The following is a 20,483-nucleotide window of genomic DNA, read 5'->3' on the forward strand; positions in this document are numbered from 1 at the left end:
CATTAAGCAGCTGACCAAGCTACTCTTCATGGGAGTATCTGCTTAGTCCGCGAACTGCCCGGCCGCCTTGATGATCGGAGCCCAGCGGTCGACTTCGCTCGTTAGCATCGCGCCCAGTGCCTCGGGCGTCGCCTTGTCCTGCGGCACGGGCTCGGTGTTGATGTCGTTGAACCGGGCGATCAGCGCCGGATCCTTGAGCGCCGTCTGCAGCGCGGCCGTCAGCTTCTGCACGACCGCGGGCGGAGTGCCCTTGGGAGCATAGAGGCCATGCCAGACGCCGAGCTCGAATCCTTTGAGGCCCGCCTCATCGGCCGTCGGCAGATCGGGCAGACTCTTCAGCCGCTCCTTGGTGGTGATCGCATAGGCCTTGACCTGCTTGGCCGTGATCGGCCCGGTGGTGTTGGTCGCCTGATCGCAGGTGAGATCGATCTGCTTGCCGAGCAGATCGTTCATGATCGGACCGTTGCCCTTGTAAGGCACCGTGGTGAGCTGCTTCTGGATCGCCGTCATGAACAGCATGCCGCAGAGATGCGATGCCGCACCTAACCCGGCATTGGCGTAGGTCAGCTTGTCGCCCTGCTGCTGGGCGTAGGCGACCAGTTCCTTGAGCGTGTTGGCCGGAAAATCCGGACGCGCAATGATGGTCATCGGCGCATTGGTCACGAGGCCGATCGGCGCAAACGCCGTCTTCGTGTCATAGCTGAGATTGCGATACAGCGTCGCGGCGGTCGAGATGCCGACGTGATGGATCAGCAGCGTGTAGCCGTCGGGCTGGGCGCGCGCAGCGCGGGTCGTGCCGATGGTGCCGCCGGCGCCGGTCGCGTTCTCGACGACGATTTGCTGTCCCAGCGACTTCCCCATGCCTGCGGCCGTCAGGCGCGCGATGGTGTCGGTCGGCCCGCCCGCCGCGAACGGCACCAGCATGGTGATGGGCCTCGTCGGATAGTCCTGGGCAACGGCCGCGCCGAGCGGCAGAAGCAGAGCCGATACGAGGGCAATCGAGAACCGCATAGTCTCCTCCAGATTTTTATCGCTCCATATGAGCGCATTCCTGGCCGCAAGACCATCAGGAAAGCGCTCATCAGAAGCGCGCAGCAATTGTTCGGCCGCAGCGGCGTTCCGGGAACATCTCGTGAAGAGCTGCCGGGAATTCCGCCCGCTCGCCGTGCGCTAGGTCTGGCTCTCTGTCTCGCTCTCGAGCTTCGTCCGCAGGTCCGCGACGATGCGATGAACGGTTTGCAGGTCCTTGACCGCAAGCCCCTCCGAAAGGCCGTTGACCCACGGCGCCTGCAAAGCCATGGCGGCATCGAAAGCGTGCCGCCCCTTGTCGGTCAGGACGACAAGCTGCGCTCGGCGGTGATGCGGATTGGCCTCGAAAGCAACGAGGCCTTCCGCGTGCAGGTCATTGACGATCCGCTGCACGTTTTGGCGATTGGCACCCAGATCGCGGGCAAGCCAAGCCACCGGCTGGGGGCGCTCCGCATGCACGATGGCGCCGAGAATCTGCCAGCGAGCGCTCGTGAGTCCGAGCCGGGCCACCAGGCGGTCCCCTGCGGTCAGGAGCAGGCTGTTCAGCCGGAACAGGTCAAGCACGAGGTTCGACAGAGCATCACCGGCCGGCGTTCGCAAGGATTTCGGCATCCGTCACCATAAACTGTTATTGACATCATGATGTCAAATCACTACGATACGTATAGTACCAGATTGACACCATATTGCCATATCGAACGGAGCCTGCCATGGCGCACCTACGCCCTCTGGACCCCAACTTTCCCATCGAACGTCAACTTGGCATCGACACCAGCCCCGCAGTGCTGGTGAATGTATTCACGCTCGACAAGACCGACGAGCAGAGCTTCCTCCAGGTTTGGCAGGACGATGCAGCCTTCATGAAGCGGCAGCCGGGCTTCATTGCCACCCAGCTTCACCGCGCGATCGGCGATAGACCGACATATCTGAACTATGCCGTCTGGGAATCGACTGCCCACTTCCGGGCTGCGTTCACACATCCTGAGTTCAGATCGAAGATCGCAGCCTATCCCTCATCCGCCGTCGCCTCTCCGCACCTGTTCGAGAAGGTCGCCGTGCCCGGCATCTGTGTGGCGTAGCTTGCTTCGAAAACGGCAGAACGCGATGACCAGGATCATCCACCCAGTCGCGGGCGCGGTCGCGCTGACGACTATCGCGACCTTCTGGCTCTCCACGGCTCTCACCGAGCTATTTGCGTCGCACGCGAGCATAGCCACGGTGAAAATGGCCATACCCTGGGGCTTCCTGTTGCTGGTTCCGGCGTTGGCGGTGACGGGAGGCTCAGGATTTTTCCTGGCAAAGGGACGACGTGGTGGCGTGATCGGCGCGAAGATCAAACGTATGCCGTTCATCGCCGGCAACGGCATCCTGCTTCTCATTCCAGCCGCGTTGTTTCTTGCCTTCAAGGCGAAGGCCGCGGAGTTCGACACCACGTTCTACGCAGTACAGACTCTCGAATTGTTGGCCGGCGCGATGAACATCGCTCTTCTCGGCCTCAATATGCGTGACGGCCTCAAGATGAAGGGCCGGTTCCGCGTTCGACAACCTTGATCGCTTCAACACCAAGCCGGTGCTCTGAGGGGTGCCCGCGAACCCGGCTTTCGATCGGGTCCGCCCCCGATCGCTTGCGTCCTTCAGAACCACGGCATCGATGCCGCTATTCGCGCAGATGGCGATCTACGGAGCAGCACAATAACGTCTCCGATGCGCGCAGCCGATCCGTTGTGGTGCAGGCGATCCCCGCCTACGTGTGCCTCTTCGGCTTCGGCTTGGTCGCCCTCGGCACCGGTTGCGGATCGGGATTGCCCTCGATTGACGACAGACGCCCAGCCGTGAACGTGTAGATGCCGGCGCGCGGTCCCGTGGCCCAGGTGACGACGGCAACGCGGCGGCCAGCGGCATCATTGGAGAGATTGACGTTCGATGGCGCGCCGATGCCGCGCACCACGTCGCATTCGGTATGGCCGAGCGCGACCGTGCCGCCCATCGGCGCCGGCGCCGTCGTCGATGCATTGGCATCGGCCGGCCCGGGAGGCGGCGCCATGCCGGGACAGCCGCCGTCGGCGCTGACGAGATCCTCAGCTCCGACCGCCTTGTCGGGGGTCAGCGGCGGGGATTCGATCGAGATGTTCTTGATGAAGAGACGGCTGGGCGTGTTGAACCATTGTGCGTCCTTGGACAGCAGATCGGTCCCCGAACAGCCCGCGACCAGCGGTGCTACGGCAGCCAACGCAACTATGAGCGACTTGGGAAGCTTTTGATGTCGCACGATAAACCAAATTCCCCGCGTGAAGGACCAGCCCTAAGCGATTGTCCCAACATCACTTTGCGGCACGAAGGTGACAAAAGCCAGCATCGCCCGAAAAGTGCAAATTATCATTAATTGCGAAGGACCCCTAATTCCGACGCTGCCATCGGCCCCGCTCGTCGGCCTGCCAATAAGTGACATCAAATCCCCGCTCCTTGCAATCCGTCCAGGCGCTGCGGGCAAGCGCGAGTGCATCCGGATCGTCGCCGTTGAACAGCAGCACCATGCGCGCATAACCCTGCGCGTCCTGCGGCAAGGCCGCATTGTCGACCAGGAATCGGACATGGGCGCCGTTGGGATTGCCCTCCTCGATCGCCAGCACGATAGGCTGATCGGCGGCATCGTTCACGCGCCATGTCGCGTGCGGCAGGAAGGAATCGTCGCGGTAGGTCCATAAATGCGCGTCGAGCGCATCGGCGCGCTCTTCCGAGGTCGACTGCACCACGACGCGCCAGCCGCGCTCGAGCGATTTCTCGAGAAGCGGCGGCAACACGTTCTCCACCGTCATATTTTGCAGATGATAGAACAGGACTTCGGTCATCTCAGGTCATTTGCGCTCATAATGGTCGGCGACCAGGCGATCGAGCAGGCGGACGCCATAGCCGCTTGCCCAGCTCTGGTTGATGTCGGTCTTCGGCGCGCCCATGGCGGTGCCGGCGATGTCGAGATGGGCCCAGGGCGTGCCGTCGACGAAACGCTGCAGGAACTGCGCCGCGGTGATCGAGCCGCCATGGCGGCCGCCGGTGTTCTTCATGTCAGCGAACTGGGAATCGATCAGCTTGTCGTATTCGGGACCGAGCGGCATGCGCCAGACCTTGTCGCCGCTCTCGATGCCGGCCGCCAGCAGGCGTTCGGCGAGCTCGTCATTGTTGGAGAACATGCCGGCATGCTCGGTGCCGAGCGCGACCACGATCGCGCCGGTCAGCGTCGCCAGATCCACCATGAATTTCGGCTTCACCTTCTTGGCGACGTACCAGAGCACGTCGGCCAGCACGAGCCGGCCTTCCGCGTCGGTGTTGATGATCTCGATGGTCTGGCCCGACATCGAGGTGACGATGTCGCCCGGCCGCTGCGCATTGCCGTCGGGCATGTTCTCGACAAGACCGATGGCGCCGACCACATTGACCTTGGCCTTGCGCGCGGCAAGCGCGTGCATCAGGCCGACGACGCAGGCCGCGCCCCCCATGTCGCCCTTCATGTCCTCCATGCTGCCGGCCGGCTTGATCGAGATGCCGCCGGTGTCGAAGCAGACGCCCTTGCCGACGAAGCTCACCGGCGCCTCGCCCTTCTTGCCGCCGTCCCATCGCATGATCACGGTACGGCTCGGCCGCGCCGAGCCCTGGCCGACGCCGAGCAGCGCGCCCATGCCGAGCTTCTGCATCGCCTTGACGTCGAGCACCTCGACCTTGACGCCGAGCTTGCGGAGCTGACTGGCGCGGCGCGCGAATTCCTCAGGGAAGAGCACGTTCGGCGGCTCGTTGACGAGGTCGCGCGCGATGATCACGCCGTCGACGACGTGGCCGGCCGAGGCAAACGCCTTCTTCGCGGCAGCGGCATCGCCGACCGCAAGCGAGATGTCGGCCCGCGAACCGCCCTCCTCGCCGTCCTTCTTCTTCGTCTTGTAGCGGTCGAACTTGTAAGCGCGTAAGCGCAGGCCGGAGGCGATCGCGACCGCCTGCTCGCTCGTCATGGCACCACCGGGCAGTTCCGCCATGATGGTCATGGCAGCCGCCCCCGCGGCAAGCTTGCCCGCCGCCACACCGCCGAACTTGAGGAAGTCGTTCGCCTTCAGGCCGGCCGCCTTGCCGGCGCCGATCACGAGCAGACGGGTGGCCTTCACCCCTTCCGGCGCCAGGATGTCGAGCGCAGCCCCGCTCTTGCCCTTGAAGGCGGCGGCGGCGGCCGCACGCTTCACAAGTTCGATAGCGCCGCCCAGTGCCTTGGCCGTCGCCGGACCGACCTTCAGACTGTCGTCGCAGAACACGACCAGGATGCCACGGGCGGCGGCAGACAATGGGACAAAGCCGACCTTGATGGCATCGGACATGGGTAACTCCTTCAAAAATCTTGGTCTTTTTGCTGTTCACGGTTGCTGGCCAGGGCCGGACCTGAACGGCGATTCACTGAGCCTTCCGCACTATGGGCCAGCGCCCCGGCAGATGCCAAGCACCCCCCGTGGCCTCAAGGCCACAACGAGGGAAATATTAACCATATTATGAGGGTGCCACGGGGCAGCCATTTTGTTGACGGATCAAAGGGATGGTAGTGAGAGAGTGAGCTGGCAGAAGAGGAGCTGGCCAACCTTGGGGATCCCCTGATCGGGGATTGGTTGGGCAGCGGAGTTTCGGCCGACATTGGGGACTTGGTGGGATTCGTGCGGTAGCGCATGGGGTCGATCGATAGGTATATCTTCCGCACGACGCTGGCGTCGTTTGCGCTGATCCTGGTCAGCCTCACTGGCGTGATCTGGATTACGCAGGCGTTGCGCGGCATCGACCTGATGACGAGCCAGGGTCAGACCATCCTCACCTTCCTCGGCATCACCAGCCTCGTCGTGCCGGCCCTGGTCCTGATCATCTCGCCGATCGCGCTGATGATCGCGATCTCGCACACGCTGAACAAACTCGCGACCGATTCCGAGATCATCGTGATGAATGCCGCCGGCCTGTCGCCGTTCCGGCTGTTCTATCCGTTCTTCTACGCCACCTGCGTGGTGGCGCTGCTGGTTGCCTTCATCGCGGCCTATCTCGCCCCCGACGGCATGCGGCGGATCAAGCAGTGGGATGCCGAGATCACCGCGGACGTGCTCACCAACATCCTGCAGCCCGGCCGCTTCGCCCAGCTCGACAAGAACCTCACGATCCGGATTCGCGAGCGCCAGCCCGGCGGCATCCTTGCCGGCATCTTCATCGACGACCGCCGCGATCCGAACGAGCGCGTCTCGATCGTCGCCGAGCACGGCGAGGTCGTGAAGAACGAGACCGGCTCGTTCCTGGTGCTGGAGACCGGCAATCTCCAGCGCTTCGAAGCGGGCAAGCGCGATCCCGCGCTGGTGGCCTTCGGCCGCTACGGCTTCGACATGTCGAAGTTCTCCAACCAGGGCCGCGACGTTACCCTCGGCATCCGCGAGCGCTATCTCTGGGAGCTGCTCGCGCCGTCCGATAACGACCCCGTCTACAAGCAGATTCCCGGCCAGTTCCGCTCGGCCCTGCATGACAGCCTGCTCGCGCCGATCTATCCCTTTGCCTTCGCCGTGCTGACCTTCGCCTTCCTCGGTGCGCCCCGCACCACCCGCCAGAGCCGCAATTTCTCGATCGGCACTTCGGTCGTTGCGGTGTTCGGCCTGCGCATGGCCGGCTTTGCCTGCTCGGTCATGGCGGTGAAGTCGCCGAGCCCGGTGCTGGTCCAATATGCGATGGTCATGGGCGCCATCGGCGTCGGGCTGTGGATGATCATCCGCGGCGTCGTGGTCGAGCCGCCCCCTGGGCTCATGGAGGCCATCAACAGGTCGAACGCGCGCATCGCGCAGCTGTTCGGACGGCCGGCCACCGCATGAGCATGCTCACCAACACACTCGGACGCTATTTCGCCGGCCGCTTCGTGGTCGCGGCGCTCGGCGTGTTCGCGGGCATTTTCCTGCTGCTGGTGCTGGTCGACTACATCGAGATGGTGCGCAAGACCTCGGGGCTGGCGTCCGCCTCGGCGCTCATGGTGGCCGAGACCTCGCTGTTCAGGGTGCCGCAACTGCTGGAGAAGCTGACGCCGTTCTGCATGCTGATCGGCGCCATGACCTGTTATCTCGCCCTCTCCCGCCGGCTTGAGCTCGTGGTTGCGCGCGCCGCCGGCATCTCCGCATGGCAGTTCATCTCACCGGCGCTCGGCAGCGCGCTCCTGATCGGGGTGATCGCAACCGTCGCCTACAATCCGATGTCGGCGAATCTGCGTGAGCTCTCCAAGCGCATGGAAGCCGAGCTGTTCGGCTCGGCGCCGGGCGGCGGCATCCAGGACGCCTCAGGCTTCTGGCTCAATCAGGTGACCAGCGACGGCCAGACCATCATCAACGCCGCGCGCAGCGAGCAGCAGGGCGTCCGACTCACCGGCCTGACGCTGTTCCGCTTTGACGCAGACAGTCACTTCAAGGAGCGGATCGAGGCGCGCGAGGCGACACTGGAGTCCGGCCACTGGCTGTTCAAATCCGTTCGCCGCTTCTCGCTGGACTCCCCGCCGATCGACCAGGCCACCCTGGAGATTCCAACGACGCTCACCGAGGCGCAGGTCCGCAACAGCTTTTCCACCCCCGAGACTGTGTCTTTTTGGCAACTACCGAGCTACATCCGCTCATCCGAGAGCTCGGGCTTCGCGACAGCAGGATACCGACTCCAGTATCAGAAGCTTCTGGCACAGCCGTTTTTGCTTGCCGCCATGGTGATGCTCGCGGCCTCGGTGTCGTTGCGCTTCTTCCGGATGGGCGGCGTGCAGAAGATGGTTTTGAGTGGCGTGGGCGCAGGCTTTCTGCTCTACGTTCTGTCGAAAGTGACTGAAGACTTGAGCAAGGCTGAGTTGATGCATCCGATCGCTGCGGCGTGGTTGCCCGTGGTGGTGGGCGGCCTCACCGGCTTTTTGGCCTTGTTGTACCAGGAGGACGGTTAGTGACTGCCGTCCATCGAGGACCCGTGTCTCGTTTGACGCGCCGCATCGTGATGCGCGCGAACGGGTCCGGCTTGTCTCTTCGCAGGCTCATGATGGCTGTCGCTGCCGTGGCATCGCTCGGCGCGCTGATCGACATTGCTGCTGTGGCCCCCGCCTCGGCCCAGAGCTTCACCTACAATCCGCTGCCGCCGCGTCCGAAGCCGCCGAAAGCCGCCAACGACAACCAGATGCTGGTTCAGGCGACCGAGGTCGACTACGACTACAACAATTCGCGCGTCTCCGCGGTCGGTAACGTCCAGCTGTTCTACAACGGCACCAGCGTCGAGGCCGACAAGGTCATCTACGACCAGAAGACCAAGCGGCTGCATGCCGAAGGCAACATCCGCATGACGGATGCCGACGGCAAGATCACCTATGCCGAGATCATGGATCTCTCCGACGATTACCGCGACGGTTTCGTCGATTCGCTGCGTGTGGACACCGCCGACCAGACCCGCATGGCCGCCAGCCGCGCCGACCGCTCCAGCGGCAATTACACGGTGTTCGAGAACGGCGTCTACACGGCCTGCGCGCCATGTAAGGACGATCCGAAGAAGCCGCCGCTGTGGCAGGTCAAGGGTGCGCGCATCATCCACGACCAGCAGGAGAAGATGCTGTATTTCGAGACGGCGCAGATCGAATTCTTCGGTGTGCCGCTCGCTTACATGCCCTATTTCTCGACGCCCGACCCGACCGTGAAGCGCAAGAGCGGCTTCCTGATGCCGGGCTATGTTTCCGGCACGACGAACACGGGCTATGGCGTCGAGGTTCCCTATTATTGGGCGATCGCGCCCGACATGGACGCGACCATCAACCCCCGCTTCTTGTCGCGGCAGGGCGTGCTGCTGCAGGGAGAATTCCGGCAGCGCCTGATCGACGGCGCCTACCAGATCCGCGCCTATGGCATCGACCAGCTCGATCCCGGCGCGTTCTCCGGGCAGCCCGGCGACAAGCAGTTCCGCGGCGCCGTCGACACCAAGGGCCAGTTCGCGCTGAACGACAAATGGGTCTGGGGTTGGGACGGCGTCCTGATGTCCGACTACTATTTCTTCTCGGACTACCGGCTCTACCAGTACCGCGATCCGCTCGGCTCGTTCCTGCTGCTGCCGACGGAAGCGCTGTCGCAGCTCTATCTGACCGGCGTCGGCAACCGCAGCTTCTTCGACGCGCGCACGATGTACTGGCTGAGCTATTCGGGTAACCAGAGCCAGGTGCCGATCGTCTATCCGGTGATCGACTACTCCAACGTGCTCAACTATCCGGTGTTCGGCGGCGAGTTCAGCTACAAGACCAATTTCGTGAACCTGTCGCGTGATCAGGCGGTATTCGATCCGATCACCACCATCGCCAACACCAACAGCCTGTGCACGACGGCGTCGGCCGATCCGCTCGCCCGCACGCCGTCGCAGTGCCTGCTGCGCGGCTTCCCCGGCACCTACACCCGCCTCACGGCAGAGGCGCAGTGGCGCAAATCCTTCACCGATCCGCTCGGCCAGATCTGGACGCCGTTCGCCAGCCTGCGCGCCGACGCGATCAACTCCTCGGTCTCCAACCAGCCGGGCGTGTCGAACTATCTTCCCGTCGGCGACACCCAGGCGTTCCGCCTGATGCCGACCGTTGGCCTGGAATACCGCTACCCCTTCATCAACGTTCAACCCTGGGGCTCGACCACCGTCGAGCCGATCGCGCAGATCATCATCCGGCCGAACGAGACCTATGCCGGCAAGCTCCCGAACGAGGACGCCCAGAGCATGGTGTTCGACGCCTCGAACCTGTTCAGCGTCGACAAGTTCTCCGGCTACGACCGCGTCGAGGGCGGCGGCCGCGCCAATGTCGGCGTGCAGTCCACCACGCAGTTCGACAAGGGCGGCGCCGTCAAGGCCCTGTTCGGCCAGTCCTACCAGCTGTTCGGCATGAACTCCTTCGCGGTCCAGGACCCCATCAATACCGGCCTCAATTCCGGCCTGGACAAGCCGCGTTCCGATTACGTCGCGAGCGCCAGCTACTCGCCCAACAGCACCTACACGTTCAGCGTCCGCTCCCGCATGGACGAGCAGACCTGGAACGTGCAGCGCTTCGAGGCGGAAGGCCGCGCCAACTTCAATCGCTGGGCGGTCAGCGTGCTGTACGGCAATTACGCGGCGCAGCCGGAGCTCGGCTATCTGACCCGGCGGGAGGGCATCCTGACCTCGGGCTCCATAAAGATCGCGACCAATTGGGTGGTGTCGGGCTCGGCGCGGTGGGACCTCGAGGCCAACAAGATCAACCAGTATGTGCTCGGTGCCGGCTATGTCGACGATTGCTTCGTGCTGGCGGCGAACTACGTAACTTCGTATAGCTACTCGGCGGGCACCGCGCCGCCCGTCCTGAACCATGCGTTCATGTTCCAGATCGGCCTGCGCACGCTGGCGACCTCGTCGACGACCAGCAGTTCCGCCGGCCTCCAATGAACGGTTTGAAGTGCCGGCCGCGCTTGCCCCCATCACAGGCTCGACGCGGCTGACATGCGAGCGACAATCATGACGACCCCATTGCCCGTCTTCCGCCTCCTCCTCGCCATCGCTGCCGGACTGGTCCTGACCGGACTGCCCTCGCCGTCGCGCGCGCAGAACATCGTCGTCATGGTCAACGGCGACCCGATCACCGATTTCGACATCGAGCAGCGCTCCAAGCTCGACCAGCTGACGACGCAGAAGACCCCGAGCCGGCAGGACGTCATCAACGAGCTGATCGACGACAAGGTGAAGATGAAGGAGGGCAAGAAGTTCGGGGTCGACCCTGGCGTCTCCGACATCAACCAGTCCTACGAAGGCATGGCGCAGCGCATGCGCATCACGCCGGACCAGCTCACCAAGTCGCTCGAATCCAAAGGCGTCCGCCCCGAGACGCTGAAGGGCCGTATGAAGGCCGAGATGGTCTGGACCAGCCTCGTGCGCGGCCGCTTCAAGGAGAAGCTGCTCGTCGGCGAGCGCGACGTCGCGCAGGCTGTCGGCGACAAGCTCCAAATCGAGGGCACCGAATACAAGATGCAGCCGATCGTGCTGATCGTGCCGCGCGGCTCGTCCGCGGCGTTCCTGGAAACACGGAAGAAGGAAGCCGAGAGCTATCGCGCGCGCGTCGGAAGCTGCGAGGAAGCCAACTCGCTGTTCCGCTCGACGCCGAACGCCACCATCCGCGACAGCGTCACCAAGACCACCGCGGAGCTGCCCGAGGCGCTGCGCAAGGTGCTCGACGACACCCCGATCGGCCACCTGACCGCGCCCGAGATGACCAAGAACGGCATCGAGATGGTGGTGCTGTGCTCGCGCAAGCCGACCATGATCGACACGCCGAAAAAGCGTGAGGTCCGCGAGAAGATGTATCAGGAGAAGTACGAGAAGACCCAGAAGGCCTATCTCGACGAGCTCCGCAAGGCGGCCATGATCGAATATCGCAACCGCTGATGGCCAATCGCGCAGCCAAACCGCATACTCTTCCCCTTGCCCTGACCCTGGGAGAGCCCGCCGGCATCGGCCCCGACATTACGATCGCAGCCTGGCTCCGGCGCCGTGAACTGAACCTGCCCGCCTTCTATCTGCTCGGCGACGAGGCGCTGATCGCCCGGCGCGCCAAGGCGCTCGCCGCCGCGCTGGGTGCCGACGTCAGGACCGCGGCGGTGAGCCCGGACGAGGCCGCTTCCGCCTTCACAGATGCACTTCCCGTGGTCGCCACCGGCGAGCGCGCGACGGCCGAGCCCGGCAAGCCCGACGCGTCGAGCGCGCCAGCCGCGCTCGCCTCGATCCGGCAGGCGGTCACGGACGTCCGCGAGGGCCGCGCCGGCGCGGTCGTCACCAATCCGATCGCCAAGAGCGTGCTCTACCGCTCAGGCTTCCGTCATCCCGGCCACACCGAATTCCTCGCCGAGCTCGCCGCGGAAGGCGGCCGCGTGCCGCAGCCGGTGATGATGCTGTGGTCGCCGCGGCTCGCGGTCGTGCCCGTGACCATCCACGTCTCGATCCGCGATGCGCTGGCAGAGCTCACCAGCGAGCTGATCGTCTCGACCGTTCGCATCGTCGCAGCCGAGCTGAAATCCCGCTTTGGCATCGCGCAGCCGCGCATCGCGGTCTCCGGCCTCAACCCGCATGCGGGCGAGGACGGCTCGCTCGGTCACGAGGAGCAGACAATCATCGCCCCCGCACTCAAGACGTTGCGTGGCGACGGCATCGACGCCAGGGGCCCGCTGCCCGCCGACACCATGTTCCACGAGGCCGCGCGCAGCACCTATGACTGCGCAATCTGCATGTATCACGACCAGGCGCTGATCCCGATCAAGACCATCGCCTTCGACGACGCCGTCAACGTCACGCTCGGCCTGCCCTTCATCCGCACCTCGCCCGATCACGGCACCGCCTTCGACATCGCCGGCACCGGCAAGGCCAATCCGGCCAGCCTGATCGCGGCGCTCCAGCTGGCCAGCCGCATGGCGGCTTCGCAAAGCTGATGAGCGCGATCGACGACCTCCCGCCGCTCCGCGAGGTCATTCGCCAGCACGCGCTGTCGGCGCGTAAATCGCTCGGCCAGAATTTTCTGCTCGACCTCAATCTCACCGCCCGCATCGCGCGCGCGGCAGTGCCGCTCGAAGACTCCACGATCGTCGAGATCGGCCCCGGCCCGGGCGGGCTGACACGCGCTTTGCTCGCGCTCGGCGCGAAGCGCGTCATCGCCATCGAGCACGACGAGCGGGCGATCCCGGCCTTGCAGGATATTTCCGCGCGCTATCCTGACAGGCTCGAGATCGTGCATGGCGATGCCATGACCTTCGATCCCCGTCCGCTGCTCAATGGCGAGCGCGCGAAGATCGTCGCCAACCTGCCCTACAACATCGCGACCCAGCTCCTGATCGGCTGGCTCACCACCGAGCCCTGGCCGCCCTGGTACGACATGATGGTGCTGATGTTCCAGCGCGAGGTCGGTGAGCGCATCGTCGCGCGCGAGGACGAGGAGGCCTATGGCCGGCTCGGCGTGCTTGCCAATTGGCGTTGCGAGACCAAGATCCTGTTCGACATTGCGCCGTCCGCCTTCGTGCCGCCCCCTAAGGTCACCTCCTCCGTCGTGCGTCTGGTGCCGCGCGCAGAGCCGCTTGCCTGCGATCGCAGGATGCTCGAGCAGGTCGCAGCCGCCGCCTTCGGCCAGCGCCGCAAGATGCTGCGCCAGAGCCTGAAGTCGCTCGGCGTCGATCCGGCGCGGCTTGCGCAAGCCGCCGGCGTCGATGCGACGCGGCGCGCGGAGACCATTCCGATTTCAGGCTTTGTTGCCATGGCCTGTGAATTGGCCAATATACGAACCGAAGAAGCATGATCCGGAAAAGTGCGAAGCGGTTTTCCGAACAAGATCATGCTCAAACAATGAGATAATTTCGGAGGAAGAAATATGGCGTTGATGCGTCGGCAGTCCCTGGTCAAGTTCGATGCGCCGCTGTGCGAGACCATCGTCGACACGCCGAAGCCGAAAGGCGCCGAAGTGCTGGTGCGCATCGAGCGCTGCGGCCTCTGCCATTCCGACCTGCACATCCAGGACGGCTATGCCGATCTCGGCGGCGGCAAGAAGCTCGACACCACGCGCGGCATGACGCTGCCCTTCACGCTCGGCCACGAGATCGCCGGCGTCGTCGACGAAGTCGGCCCTGACGTCGCCGCCGGCCTCGTCGGCGCGAAGAAGGCCGTCTTCCCCTGGATCGGCTGCGGCCAGTGCCGCGACTGCGCCAATGGCGACGAGAACCTCTGCGTGAAGCAGCGCTTCCTCGGCGTCTCCATCGACGGCGGCTTCGCCACCCACGTGCTGGTGCCCGACGCGAAATATCTGCTCGACTACGATCCCCTGCCCGTCAACCAGGCCGCGACCTTGATGTGCTCCGGCGTCACCGCCTATGGCGCGCTCAAGCGCCTGGTCGACCGTCCGCGCCAGCGCAACCTGCTGCTGATCGGTCTCGGCGGCGTCGGCATGATGGGCCTGTCGTTCGCGCAGGCGATGTTCAAGCAGCCGATCACGGTCGCCGACCTGTCGCCGGCCGCGCGCGACACCGCACTGAACAACGGCGCCGCGGTCGCTTACGATCCGTCCGAGCCCGACGTGATCAAGCGCATCCTCAAGGAGACCGAAGGCGGCTTCGACGAGATCGTCGATTTCGCCGGCAACGAGAAGTCGATGGCCTTTGCGGTCGCGGTCGCCGCGCGCGGCGGCAAGATCGTGGTCTCCGGCCTGATGGGCGGCCAGTTCACGCTGCCGATGGTGCAATGGGTCTACAAGCGCATGACCATCGAGGGTTTCATGGTCGGAACGCTCAACGAGGCCCAGGAGCTGATGGCGCTGGCGCGCGCCGGCAAGATCAAGCCGACGCCGATGCGCGAGGAGCCGATGGGCGATGTCCAGAAATGGATCGACGAGCTTCGTGCCGGCAAGGTCGTCGGCCGCATCGTGCTGAAGAACTGAGCCGCGCGCAGCGGGCCCGACGCAAGTTGGGCCCGCGTGACGGAACGCCTTCGGCCTCGCCGCGTTGGCAGCGCATGTCCATTCGTTGCACCGTCGAAAGCGCATTCTTCATCGCCTGGAGCTGCCTGGAGCAGAGCGGCGAGCTCGGCCCGCCGGACGAGAGCGCCAACGTCCTTCTCGACGCCATCGAAGGTCAGCTCAAGACCGGCGAACGCCGGCAGCTGATGCTCGCCAACAGGGCGATCGACGCCTATCGCGCGCACGCGGCACTGCGCCGATCCTCGTGGAATCGCGAAGCACGCTTCGGGTGATGATCATCGCCGCCCCTCGGGCCGCCGGCCCAGCGGCGTTTTAGCGGATTGAGGCCGGCGGTCCTCGGGCAAAGCGCACGGAGTACGGCGCTCGCCGCCTGACGCTACGCCAATCCGCAAGCCCGCTATGTTCACTCCTGAACAGACCTCGCCAGATCAACGCTGCCGCGCCGCACGCATGCAGCTTCGCTCCACCCAACTTCTGGAGGTCCCTAAAGCCGGCGCGCCAGCATCCCAACTATGCACGGCCGCTTGTGTGCACTTTGGAACCGTCGGTTCCGCTGCGGAAACGTAGGGTTCTGGCTGGCGCCGATTCCCGGCCAGCCCAGAGAAGAAACTGTGACCGGTCGGCCCCCGAACGATCTGCTCCGGCAGCTCACCCACCAGGATTTCGAACTGCTCGCGCCTCACCTCCAGCCGGTCGAACTCGCGGCGAGCCACGTCCTGCATCACGCCGGCGACGACGTGGCGGCGGTACACTTTCCCTGCGGTCCCGCACTGGTATCGTTCGCCGTGCCGGTCGAGGACGATCGCGAGGTCGAAAGCCTGCTGGTGGGCCGTGAGGGTGCGGTGGGCATTGCCGCAGGCCGCAACCCTTCGCTCGCTTATTCGCGCATTGTCGTGAAGCTGGGCGGCACCCTCGTCCGGCTGCCGCTACGCGCGCTCGAGCAAGCGCAGCAGAGGTCGGCCACGCTTCAGGAGGTCTTTTCGCGCTACGCCGACTGCCAATTCGCGCAGCTGCTGCAGACGGCGGCCTGCAACGCCGCGCATTCGATCGAGCAGCGCGCCGCCAAATGGATCATCTCCGCGAAAGAAAGTATCGGCGGCGCCGAGATCCCCCTCACCCACGAGCAACTCGCCGGCATGCTCGGCGTCTCCCGCAGCTATGCCAGCCGCGTCATCCAGATGTTCAAGGCAAGGCGCATCCTCGCGACCCGCCGCGGCGCCATCCTGATCCTCGACGGGACAGCGCTCGAAGCCAGAGCCTGCTGCTGCAACGATTGGGTGAGGAAGCACTTCGACGAGGTGCTGGGCGGAGCGACACCTGCCGATGGCTAAAGCATGATCCGGAAAAGTGCGCAGCGGTTTTCCGAAAAGATCATGCTTAAACAACAACCTAAAGCGCGATGACGATTCATCCTCATCGCATCGCGCTTTAGCATCTTTGCGGCCTCACCCCTCCGGTGGCGACTGGCGTTTCAGATGCAGATAGGCCGGGCTGAAATCGCCGAGCCGCTGCAGCTCGCGCCATTTCAGGACGATGAGCTCCCCGTCGCGCAGATCCATGGTGCCGCCCCGCCTGAGGTCAGCGAGCGTCCGGTTCACGGTCGCGATCGCCATGCCGAGCGTCTCGCCGAGCTGCACCAGGCTGATCGGCAGGCGGAAGCGATTGCCGCTGACGAGCTGCGCGGCGCGGGCGCGGTAGAACAGCTCGCAGAACAGGTGCGCCATGCGCGCCTGCATCGGCCGGGCGCTGTTGTTGGTGATGGCCTCGCGAAAGATCGAGGCATCGAGCAGCGTCTCGCGCCAGACCGAGAGCGCGAAAGTGGGCCGGCGCCGGAAGGCCATGAACAATTCGCGATGCGGGATGAAGGCAACCGAGGCGTGCCCGAGCGCGGAGAGCCCATGGTCCATCTGGTCGATGAACAGGCCCTGGGAGTCCGGCAGATCACCGGAGATATGGAACGCGAGATATTGCCGTCCCCCACTGCCGAGCAGATGGTAACGCGCCACCATGCCGGAGACGACCAGCGCCGAATGTTCGGGCTCTTCGCCCTGGCGGATGAAATCCTCGTTGGGCGCGACTTCGCGCTGCGTGAAGGTGAGCGCGCGGATCTCGTCGAGATCCTCCCCGGTAAGCGCGGTGTGCTCGCTCAGGTTCCGGATCAGCACGTCGTGGGCTTTTTCCATGAGACCACCAAAAATCGCGCCGGATCTATCAAATGATACTTCTGGCCCTGGTTCAGCGGACTAGAACGCGAGACGGACGCACTGGTTGCTATTCCGTTTGCGATCATTCGGGTCGCACCCACACCATCACTTCGATCACCAACCGAGCCGGCCCCTCTCATGAGTCCTACGACGATCCTGGAGCGCATCCGCGGCCTGTTCGCATCCGATACCGGCGAACACCTCGACTGCATCAGCGATGCCTTCAAGAACGGCACGCTGCGCGAGCCGGCGCATCCGATGTCGGATCAGGAACTCGCCCACGCCATCCGCGAGTTCCGCAGCACTGAGGTCTCCGACTGGACCATCGCAAAGCTCTCGCGGCGCTTCATCGACGCGCCGCGAGACAGCTGAAGCACGCCGCGAGGCTCATGCCGCATCCGAAGTTCATCGCGCGTCTTCAGGCCATCGAAGGCCTGTCCGAGGACGAACGCCGGCAGATCGCAGGCCTGCCGTCCACGCTACGCCAGGTCGCGGACGGCGAGATCGTGCTGCGCCAGGGCGAGGCCGCCTCGCGCTGCGTCTTCGTCGTCAGCGGCTTCCTCTACCAGGCCCGCATCGTCGGCGATCGCAGCCAGATCCTCGCGTTCCACGTTCCCGGCGACATGCCCTGCCTGCATACGCTGCTGGTCTCGCCGATGGATGCGGACCTCGTCGGCCTCGGCCCGACCATCGTCGGCTACGTCGGGCACAGCCAGCTCCGCCAGCTGCTCGACGGCTCGAACCATCTGACCCGCGCGTTCTGGCGCGAAACGCTGATCGATGCGGCGATCTCGCGGCAATGGATCGCCCGCCTCGGCGCGCAGGCGGCCTTGCCGAAGGTCGCGCATCTCATCTGCGAGCTCGCGGCGCGGCTGGAGATCGTCGGCCTTGTCAAGGACGCCTGCTTCCAGATGCCGATGACGCAGCGGCACGTCGCCGATGCCTGCGGCCTGTCGATCGTGCACGTCAACCGCACCATCCAGGAACTGCGGCATCGCGGATTGATCGCATGGGAGGGCAGCGAGATCGAGCTGCTGCAGCCTGAAGAGTTGCGCAGGTTTGCCGATTTCACGCCCGACTATCTGACCTGAGCGCGGAGGATGGGTGAGCGGAGCGCTACCCCTCGCGTCACGATCGCGGCTGCACCGTCCGCCATGATGTGAGCAGCGGACCACCGCGGCCCAGGACAGGATCCGTCTTCGGCTTGCGGACCTTGGCGATGCGCTTGACGGCATCGGGACGCTCTCGCATGTCGGTGCACTCGTCGTACGTTCCGTCCTGCGGATACGCTCCGACGACCCCGAAGTCCCGGCTGGACTCGATCAGCCGATGTCCGGTGCCGGCGGGCAGCACCAGAACGTCTCCGGCTTTCACGCGGAGGATGCGCCCCTTGATCCCGCCGCACTCGACCCTGGCCGAGCCGCGCGCCACGCCCATCACTTCGTGGACCTGCGAATGATAATGGACGAAGTCATACACGGTGTCCCGCCACGACCGGCCCCAGCCGTTTGTATCGAACAGCGTGTCGATGATGACTTCAGGGGGAAAGCGCCTGGACTTCAGATTCACCGCGCCGCGATAGAGCAACACCGGAAAACGCGGATTGTTCGGCACGATGCCATCGTCGCGAAAACGGATGGCTGCCGGCTTCCGGGCCCGCACCAGCGCCCGCAGCGTTGCCGCATCGGGATGCTCCTCCACGAGCTTCTTGGCGAGATTCTTGATCTGGTCCTTGATCGGCATGGCCTGTCCTCAGCCACGATTCAACGACGGCGGAGGTGAGAAGTTTCCAGGCGAACGGGCTCGATCAGGAGCAGGGCTCACCCTATCCTGCGGGCTGCAGCCTCGATGCAGCCTGGACAGCTCGCGCGTCGCACTGGTTCATGCGGGTCGCAACAACAGCTGAGACCGGCCGGCTCTCTATCTCACTGCAAACGGCGCCTGATATGGCCGGCCGAACGGCACGCCGTTGATGACAGTCTGGATCGGCTTGAGCTGGGCCTTGCCGTCTCTCTTGTTGTTGCGGGTGTCGAGGAAGCTGACCGGCCCCTCCACCAGCTCCATGATGGCGACGTCGCCGGGCGCTCCGACTTGCAGGGTGCCGATTTTCGGCGCGCGATTGATGATCTTTGCCGGCGCCGTGGTGGCCATCGCGACCACCTGCTCCAGCGTGAAGCCCAGCGTCATGAACTTGCTCATCACATTGGGCAGGAACGGGATGCCCGGCGAATTGCCGGAGAAGACGTGGATATCGGAGGAGATGGTGTCTGGAGTGCACCCACCGGGGATCGCGACTTCCGCCACGGTGAAATCGAAGCTGCCGCCGCCGTGACCGACGTCGAACATGACGCCACGCTGCTTGGCCGCCAGGGCCGCAGGCAGCAGCTTGCCCTCTTGCACGATATTCGTGAAGACGTTGGACATGTTCGGTGCGCCCGAATAGGCATGGGTCAGCACGTCGCCCGGGCGGAGCAGGTCGAGAATCTGCGACATCAGCTCCTTGGATTCGACGCCGCCGATATGCACCATCATCTTCGCCGGCCAGCCGCACATCTCGCAAGCCTGGATGCCGCGCTTCAGCGGCTCGAGCCCGTGCTTGTAGATCACGTTCTCCGACATCCGCACTTTGACCCCGAGCAGGAAATCAGCGTTCTCGGCGAGCGCCATCGCGCAGGCCTCGGTCTGTGCGACGTCGATATTGTACAACTCAGCGGCCGGAAACGCCGACAGGCCGTTATTGGCGATATGGACGAAGGCGTACATTCGCGCCCGCGTCTGGGCTACGATGAACCGGCGCAACGCCGCCAGATTGTTGACGCCGGCGTCGCCCGCGGACACGACGGTCGTCGTGCCCTGGAATTGCACCAGCTCGTCGGCGGGAATACCGATTGCCGAGCCGTAGGGGTAGACGTGACTATGCAGATCGATGAGACCGGGCATCACGAGCTTGCCTGACGCGTCGATGCTCTTCAGCGCGCGCTCGGCGGGAATCGCCTCCTGTACCGTTTCGATCACGCCCCAGCGGATGCCGATATCGCGTCTGGCGCGCAGCGACTGGCTGGGGTCGAGCACCTCGCCGCCCCGGATCACCAGATCGTACTTGTCGTTCGGCCCCATCGCGGCCCCCGCGGGCGCGGCGAGGCCGACAACTGCGGCTGACGTCGACAATGCCAGGAAATCGCGGCGTGACAACACGGACATGATGGTCCCCCCTTGCGCTTTTCTTCGTGGCTACGGCCCCGCTTTGGCGAGCAGATGCGCTGCCGCCGCCAACATACGAGATCGGAATGAATGGGATTGGAATTGAAGCATCTTCACGCGGATGACCCAATCCTAAGTCTGCTCACGAGCCCTGAGGAGCCGCGAAATTTTCTGAAATCGCGTGAACCTTCCTGGACGGGCGCCGACTAAGCGAGCACGCCCACCGAGCCGCTTGGGTCATTCGCGGCGATGGGCCGCGCTCCCGCCATGCAGAACGGCAAACAGAACTGACGGCGGCTCCCGCGAGGCGTCGGGCAAAACACCCGGTCAAGCCCCTCCGGCAAAAATATTCCACTTTCCCGAATTTCGGATTTGTGGCATAGACGCCTCATCCCGGCCCTACCAAAGGGGCGCTTCGCGATCGTCACGAGATGCGGGCCGGGTGGCGGTGGACGCGGTAGCGCCGGCGCTCAGCATGATGACAGGGCGGGCAACCGTGAGTCCTCAGGCGACGCGATACGACACGGCGCGGTCACAGCGGTTTC

21 protein-coding genes are annotated in these 20,483 nt (G+C 64.6%); 13 read left to right on the forward strand and 8 right to left on the reverse strand.

Annotation, left to right across the window (positions count from 1 at the left end):
• Positions 1-42: 42 nt before the first annotated feature.
• On the reverse strand, positions 43-1,011 hold the full coding sequence (locus RAD10_RS28220) for a tripartite tricarboxylate transporter substrate-binding protein (protein ID WP_018317545.1): 969 nt from the start codon (positions 1,009-1,011) through the stop codon (positions 43-45).
• A 159-nt stretch (positions 1,012-1,170) separates the two neighbouring features.
• On the reverse strand, positions 1,171-1,641 hold the full coding sequence (locus RAD10_RS28225; protein WP_461620052.1) for a MarR family winged helix-turn-helix transcriptional regulator: 471 nt from the start codon (positions 1,639-1,641) through the stop codon (positions 1,171-1,173).
• 98 nt (positions 1,642-1,739) lie between these two features.
• Here RAD10_RS28225 and RAD10_RS28230 point away from each other — a divergent pair, with 98 nt between their 5' ends.
• Together RAD10_RS28230 and RAD10_RS28235 are read left to right on the forward strand one after the other, a co-directional pair.
• Complete coding sequence (locus RAD10_RS28230; protein ID WP_461620053.1) at positions 1,740-2,108, forward strand: antibiotic biosynthesis monooxygenase family protein; 369 nt, start codon at positions 1,740-1,742, stop codon at positions 2,106-2,108.
• Between the two features lie 25 nt (positions 2,109-2,133).
• Positions 2,134-2,580 carry a hypothetical protein gene (locus RAD10_RS28235; protein ID WP_461620054.1) on the forward strand — a complete coding sequence of 149 codons (447 nt, stop codon included), beginning with the start codon at positions 2,134-2,136 and terminating at the stop codon, positions 2,578-2,580.
• A 193-nt stretch (positions 2,581-2,773) separates the two neighbouring features.
• On the opposite strand, the gene RAD10_RS28240 is transcribed toward RAD10_RS28235, so the two are convergent.
• The 3 genes from RAD10_RS28240 to RAD10_RS28250 form a co-directional block, all read right to left on the reverse strand.
• A complete protein-coding gene (locus RAD10_RS28240) occupies positions 2,774-3,259 on the reverse strand; it encodes a hypothetical protein (protein ID WP_461620081.1) in 486 nt (161 codons plus the stop codon).
• 166 nt (positions 3,260-3,425) lie between these two features.
• The gene (locus tag RAD10_RS28245; protein WP_018317550.1) at positions 3,426-3,878 is read right to left on the reverse strand and encodes a DNA polymerase III subunit chi; all 453 of its coding nucleotides are present in this window, start codon (positions 3,876-3,878) and stop codon (positions 3,426-3,428) included.
• A gap of 6 nt (positions 3,879-3,884) precedes the next feature.
• Entirely contained in the window at positions 3,885-5,384 is a 1,500-nt protein-coding gene (locus RAD10_RS28250) for a leucyl aminopeptidase (protein ID WP_461620055.1), read from the reverse strand.
• Between the two features lie 339 nt (positions 5,385-5,723).
• Here RAD10_RS28250 and lptF point away from each other — a divergent pair, with 339 nt between their 5' ends.
• From lptF to RAD10_RS28295, 9 genes are all read left to right on the forward strand, one after another.
• Positions 5,724-6,893 (forward strand): LPS export ABC transporter permease LptF, encoded by a 1,170-nt coding sequence (lptF, locus tag RAD10_RS28255; RefSeq protein ID WP_028145004.1) that lies wholly within the window; start codon positions 5,724-5,726, stop codon positions 6,891-6,893.
• Positions 6,890-7,987, forward strand: a complete 1,098-nt coding sequence (gene lptG, locus RAD10_RS28260; protein ID WP_461620056.1) for an LPS export ABC transporter permease LptG — start codon at positions 6,890-6,892, stop codon at positions 7,985-7,987. Before lptF ends, lptG begins: the two co-directional genes overlap by 4 nt.
• Positions 7,988-8,037: 50 nt before the next feature.
• Entirely contained in the window at positions 8,038-10,476 is a 2,439-nt protein-coding gene (locus RAD10_RS28265; RefSeq protein ID WP_461620082.1) for an LPS-assembly protein LptD, read from the forward strand.
• A gap of 69 nt (positions 10,477-10,545) precedes the next feature.
• On the forward strand, positions 10,546-11,469 hold the full coding sequence (locus tag RAD10_RS28270; RefSeq protein ID WP_461620057.1) for a peptidylprolyl isomerase: 924 nt from the start codon (positions 10,546-10,548) through the stop codon (positions 11,467-11,469).
• On the forward strand, positions 11,469-12,506 hold the full coding sequence (pdxA, locus tag RAD10_RS28275) for a 4-hydroxythreonine-4-phosphate dehydrogenase PdxA (protein WP_461620058.1): 1,038 nt from the start codon (positions 11,469-11,471) through the stop codon (positions 12,504-12,506). Before RAD10_RS28270 ends, pdxA begins: the two co-directional genes overlap by 1 nt.
• Positions 12,506-13,363, forward strand: coding sequence for a 16S rRNA (adenine(1518)-N(6)/adenine(1519)-N(6))-dimethyltransferase RsmA (gene rsmA, locus RAD10_RS28280; RefSeq protein ID WP_461620059.1), 858 nt, complete (start codon positions 12,506-12,508; stop codon positions 13,361-13,363). Before pdxA ends, rsmA begins: the two co-directional genes overlap by 1 nt.
• Positions 13,364-13,435: 72 nt before the next feature.
• Entirely contained in the window at positions 13,436-14,494 is a 1,059-nt protein-coding gene (locus RAD10_RS28285) for an alcohol dehydrogenase (protein ID WP_461620060.1), read from the forward strand.
• A gap of 74 nt (positions 14,495-14,568) precedes the next feature.
• On the forward strand, positions 14,569-14,805 hold the full coding sequence (locus tag RAD10_RS28290; RefSeq protein WP_091954957.1) for a hypothetical protein: 237 nt from the start codon (positions 14,569-14,571) through the stop codon (positions 14,803-14,805).
• Positions 14,806-15,144: 339 nt separating this feature from the next.
• Complete coding sequence (locus RAD10_RS28295; protein ID WP_461620061.1) at positions 15,145-15,864, forward strand: Crp/Fnr family transcriptional regulator; 720 nt, start codon at positions 15,145-15,147, stop codon at positions 15,862-15,864.
• A 114-nt stretch (positions 15,865-15,978) separates the two neighbouring features.
• Here the strand turns inward: RAD10_RS28295 and RAD10_RS28300 are convergent, their stop codons facing one another.
• Positions 15,979-16,716, reverse strand: coding sequence for a Crp/Fnr family transcriptional regulator (locus RAD10_RS28300; protein ID WP_461620062.1), 738 nt, complete (start codon positions 16,714-16,716; stop codon positions 15,979-15,981).
• Between the two features lie 159 nt (positions 16,717-16,875).
• Between RAD10_RS28300 and RAD10_RS28305 the strand changes: the two genes are divergently transcribed.
• Together RAD10_RS28305 and RAD10_RS28310 are read left to right on the forward strand one after the other, a co-directional pair.
• On the forward strand, positions 16,876-17,109 hold the full coding sequence (locus tag RAD10_RS28305) for a hypothetical protein (protein ID WP_461620063.1): 234 nt from the start codon (positions 16,876-16,878) through the stop codon (positions 17,107-17,109).
• 17 nt (positions 17,110-17,126) lie between these two features.
• The gene (locus tag RAD10_RS28310) at positions 17,127-17,828 is read left to right on the forward strand and encodes a Crp/Fnr family transcriptional regulator (RefSeq protein WP_461620064.1); all 702 of its coding nucleotides are present in this window, start codon (positions 17,127-17,129) and stop codon (positions 17,826-17,828) included.
• Positions 17,829-17,865: 37 nt separating this feature from the next.
• On the opposite strand, the gene RAD10_RS28315 is transcribed toward RAD10_RS28310, so the two are convergent.
• Both RAD10_RS28315 and RAD10_RS28320 read right to left on the reverse strand, forming a co-directional pair.
• Complete coding sequence (locus RAD10_RS28315) at positions 17,866-18,480, reverse strand: cupin (protein WP_461620065.1); 615 nt, start codon at positions 18,478-18,480, stop codon at positions 17,866-17,868.
• A 177-nt stretch (positions 18,481-18,657) separates the two neighbouring features.
• Entirely contained in the window at positions 18,658-19,938 is a 1,281-nt protein-coding gene (locus tag RAD10_RS28320; protein ID WP_461620066.1) for an amidohydrolase family protein, read from the reverse strand.
• Between the last annotated feature and the right edge of the window lie 545 nt (positions 19,939-20,483).

This window comes from Bradyrhizobium sp. 23AC, assembly GCF_054863025.1.

Coding starts and splice junctions, on each gene's coding strand:
- RAD10_RS28220 (WP_018317545.1), bottom strand. CDS start 1,011: ATGCGGTTCTCGATTGCCCTCGTATCGGCTCTGCTTCTGCCGCTCGGC.
- RAD10_RS28225 (WP_461620052.1), bottom strand. CDS start 1,641: ATGCCGAAATCCTTGCGAACGCCGGCCGGTGATGCTCTGTCGAACCTC.
- RAD10_RS28230 (WP_461620053.1), top strand. CDS start 1,740: ATGGCGCACCTACGCCCTCTGGACCCCAACTTTCCCATCGAACGTCAA.
- RAD10_RS28235 (WP_461620054.1), top strand. CDS start 2,134: ATGACCAGGATCATCCACCCAGTCGCGGGCGCGGTCGCGCTGACGACT.
- RAD10_RS28245 (WP_018317550.1), bottom strand. CDS start 3,878: ATGACCGAAGTCCTGTTCTATCATCTGCAAAATATGACGGTGGAGAAC.
- RAD10_RS28250 (WP_461620055.1), bottom strand. CDS start 5,384: ATGTCCGATGCCATCAAGGTCGGCTTTGTCCCATTGTCTGCCGCCGCC.
- lptF (WP_028145004.1), top strand. CDS start 5,724: ATGGGGTCGATCGATAGGTATATCTTCCGCACGACGCTGGCGTCGTTT.
- lptG (WP_461620056.1), top strand. CDS start 6,890: ATGAGCATGCTCACCAACACACTCGGACGCTATTTCGCCGGCCGCTTC.
- RAD10_RS28265 (WP_461620082.1), top strand. CDS start 8,038: ATGCGCGCGAACGGGTCCGGCTTGTCTCTTCGCAGGCTCATGATGGCT.
- RAD10_RS28270 (WP_461620057.1), top strand. CDS start 10,546: ATGACGACCCCATTGCCCGTCTTCCGCCTCCTCCTCGCCATCGCTGCC.
- pdxA (WP_461620058.1), top strand. CDS start 11,469: ATGGCCAATCGCGCAGCCAAACCGCATACTCTTCCCCTTGCCCTGACC.
- rsmA (WP_461620059.1), top strand. CDS start 12,506: ATGAGCGCGATCGACGACCTCCCGCCGCTCCGCGAGGTCATTCGCCAG.
- RAD10_RS28285 (WP_461620060.1), top strand. CDS start 13,436: ATGGCGTTGATGCGTCGGCAGTCCCTGGTCAAGTTCGATGCGCCGCTG.
- RAD10_RS28290 (WP_091954957.1), top strand. CDS start 14,569: ATGTCCATTCGTTGCACCGTCGAAAGCGCATTCTTCATCGCCTGGAGC.
- RAD10_RS28300 (WP_461620062.1), bottom strand. CDS start 16,716: ATGGAAAAAGCCCACGACGTGCTGATCCGGAACCTGAGCGAGCACACC.
- RAD10_RS28305 (WP_461620063.1), top strand. CDS start 16,876: ATGAGTCCTACGACGATCCTGGAGCGCATCCGCGGCCTGTTCGCATCC.
- RAD10_RS28310 (WP_461620064.1), top strand. CDS start 17,127: ATGCCGCATCCGAAGTTCATCGCGCGTCTTCAGGCCATCGAAGGCCTG.
- RAD10_RS28315 (WP_461620065.1), bottom strand. CDS start 18,480: ATGCCGATCAAGGACCAGATCAAGAATCTCGCCAAGAAGCTCGTGGAG.
- RAD10_RS28320 (WP_461620066.1), bottom strand. CDS start 19,938: ATGTCCGTGTTGTCACGCCGCGATTTCCTGGCATTGTCGACGTCAGCC.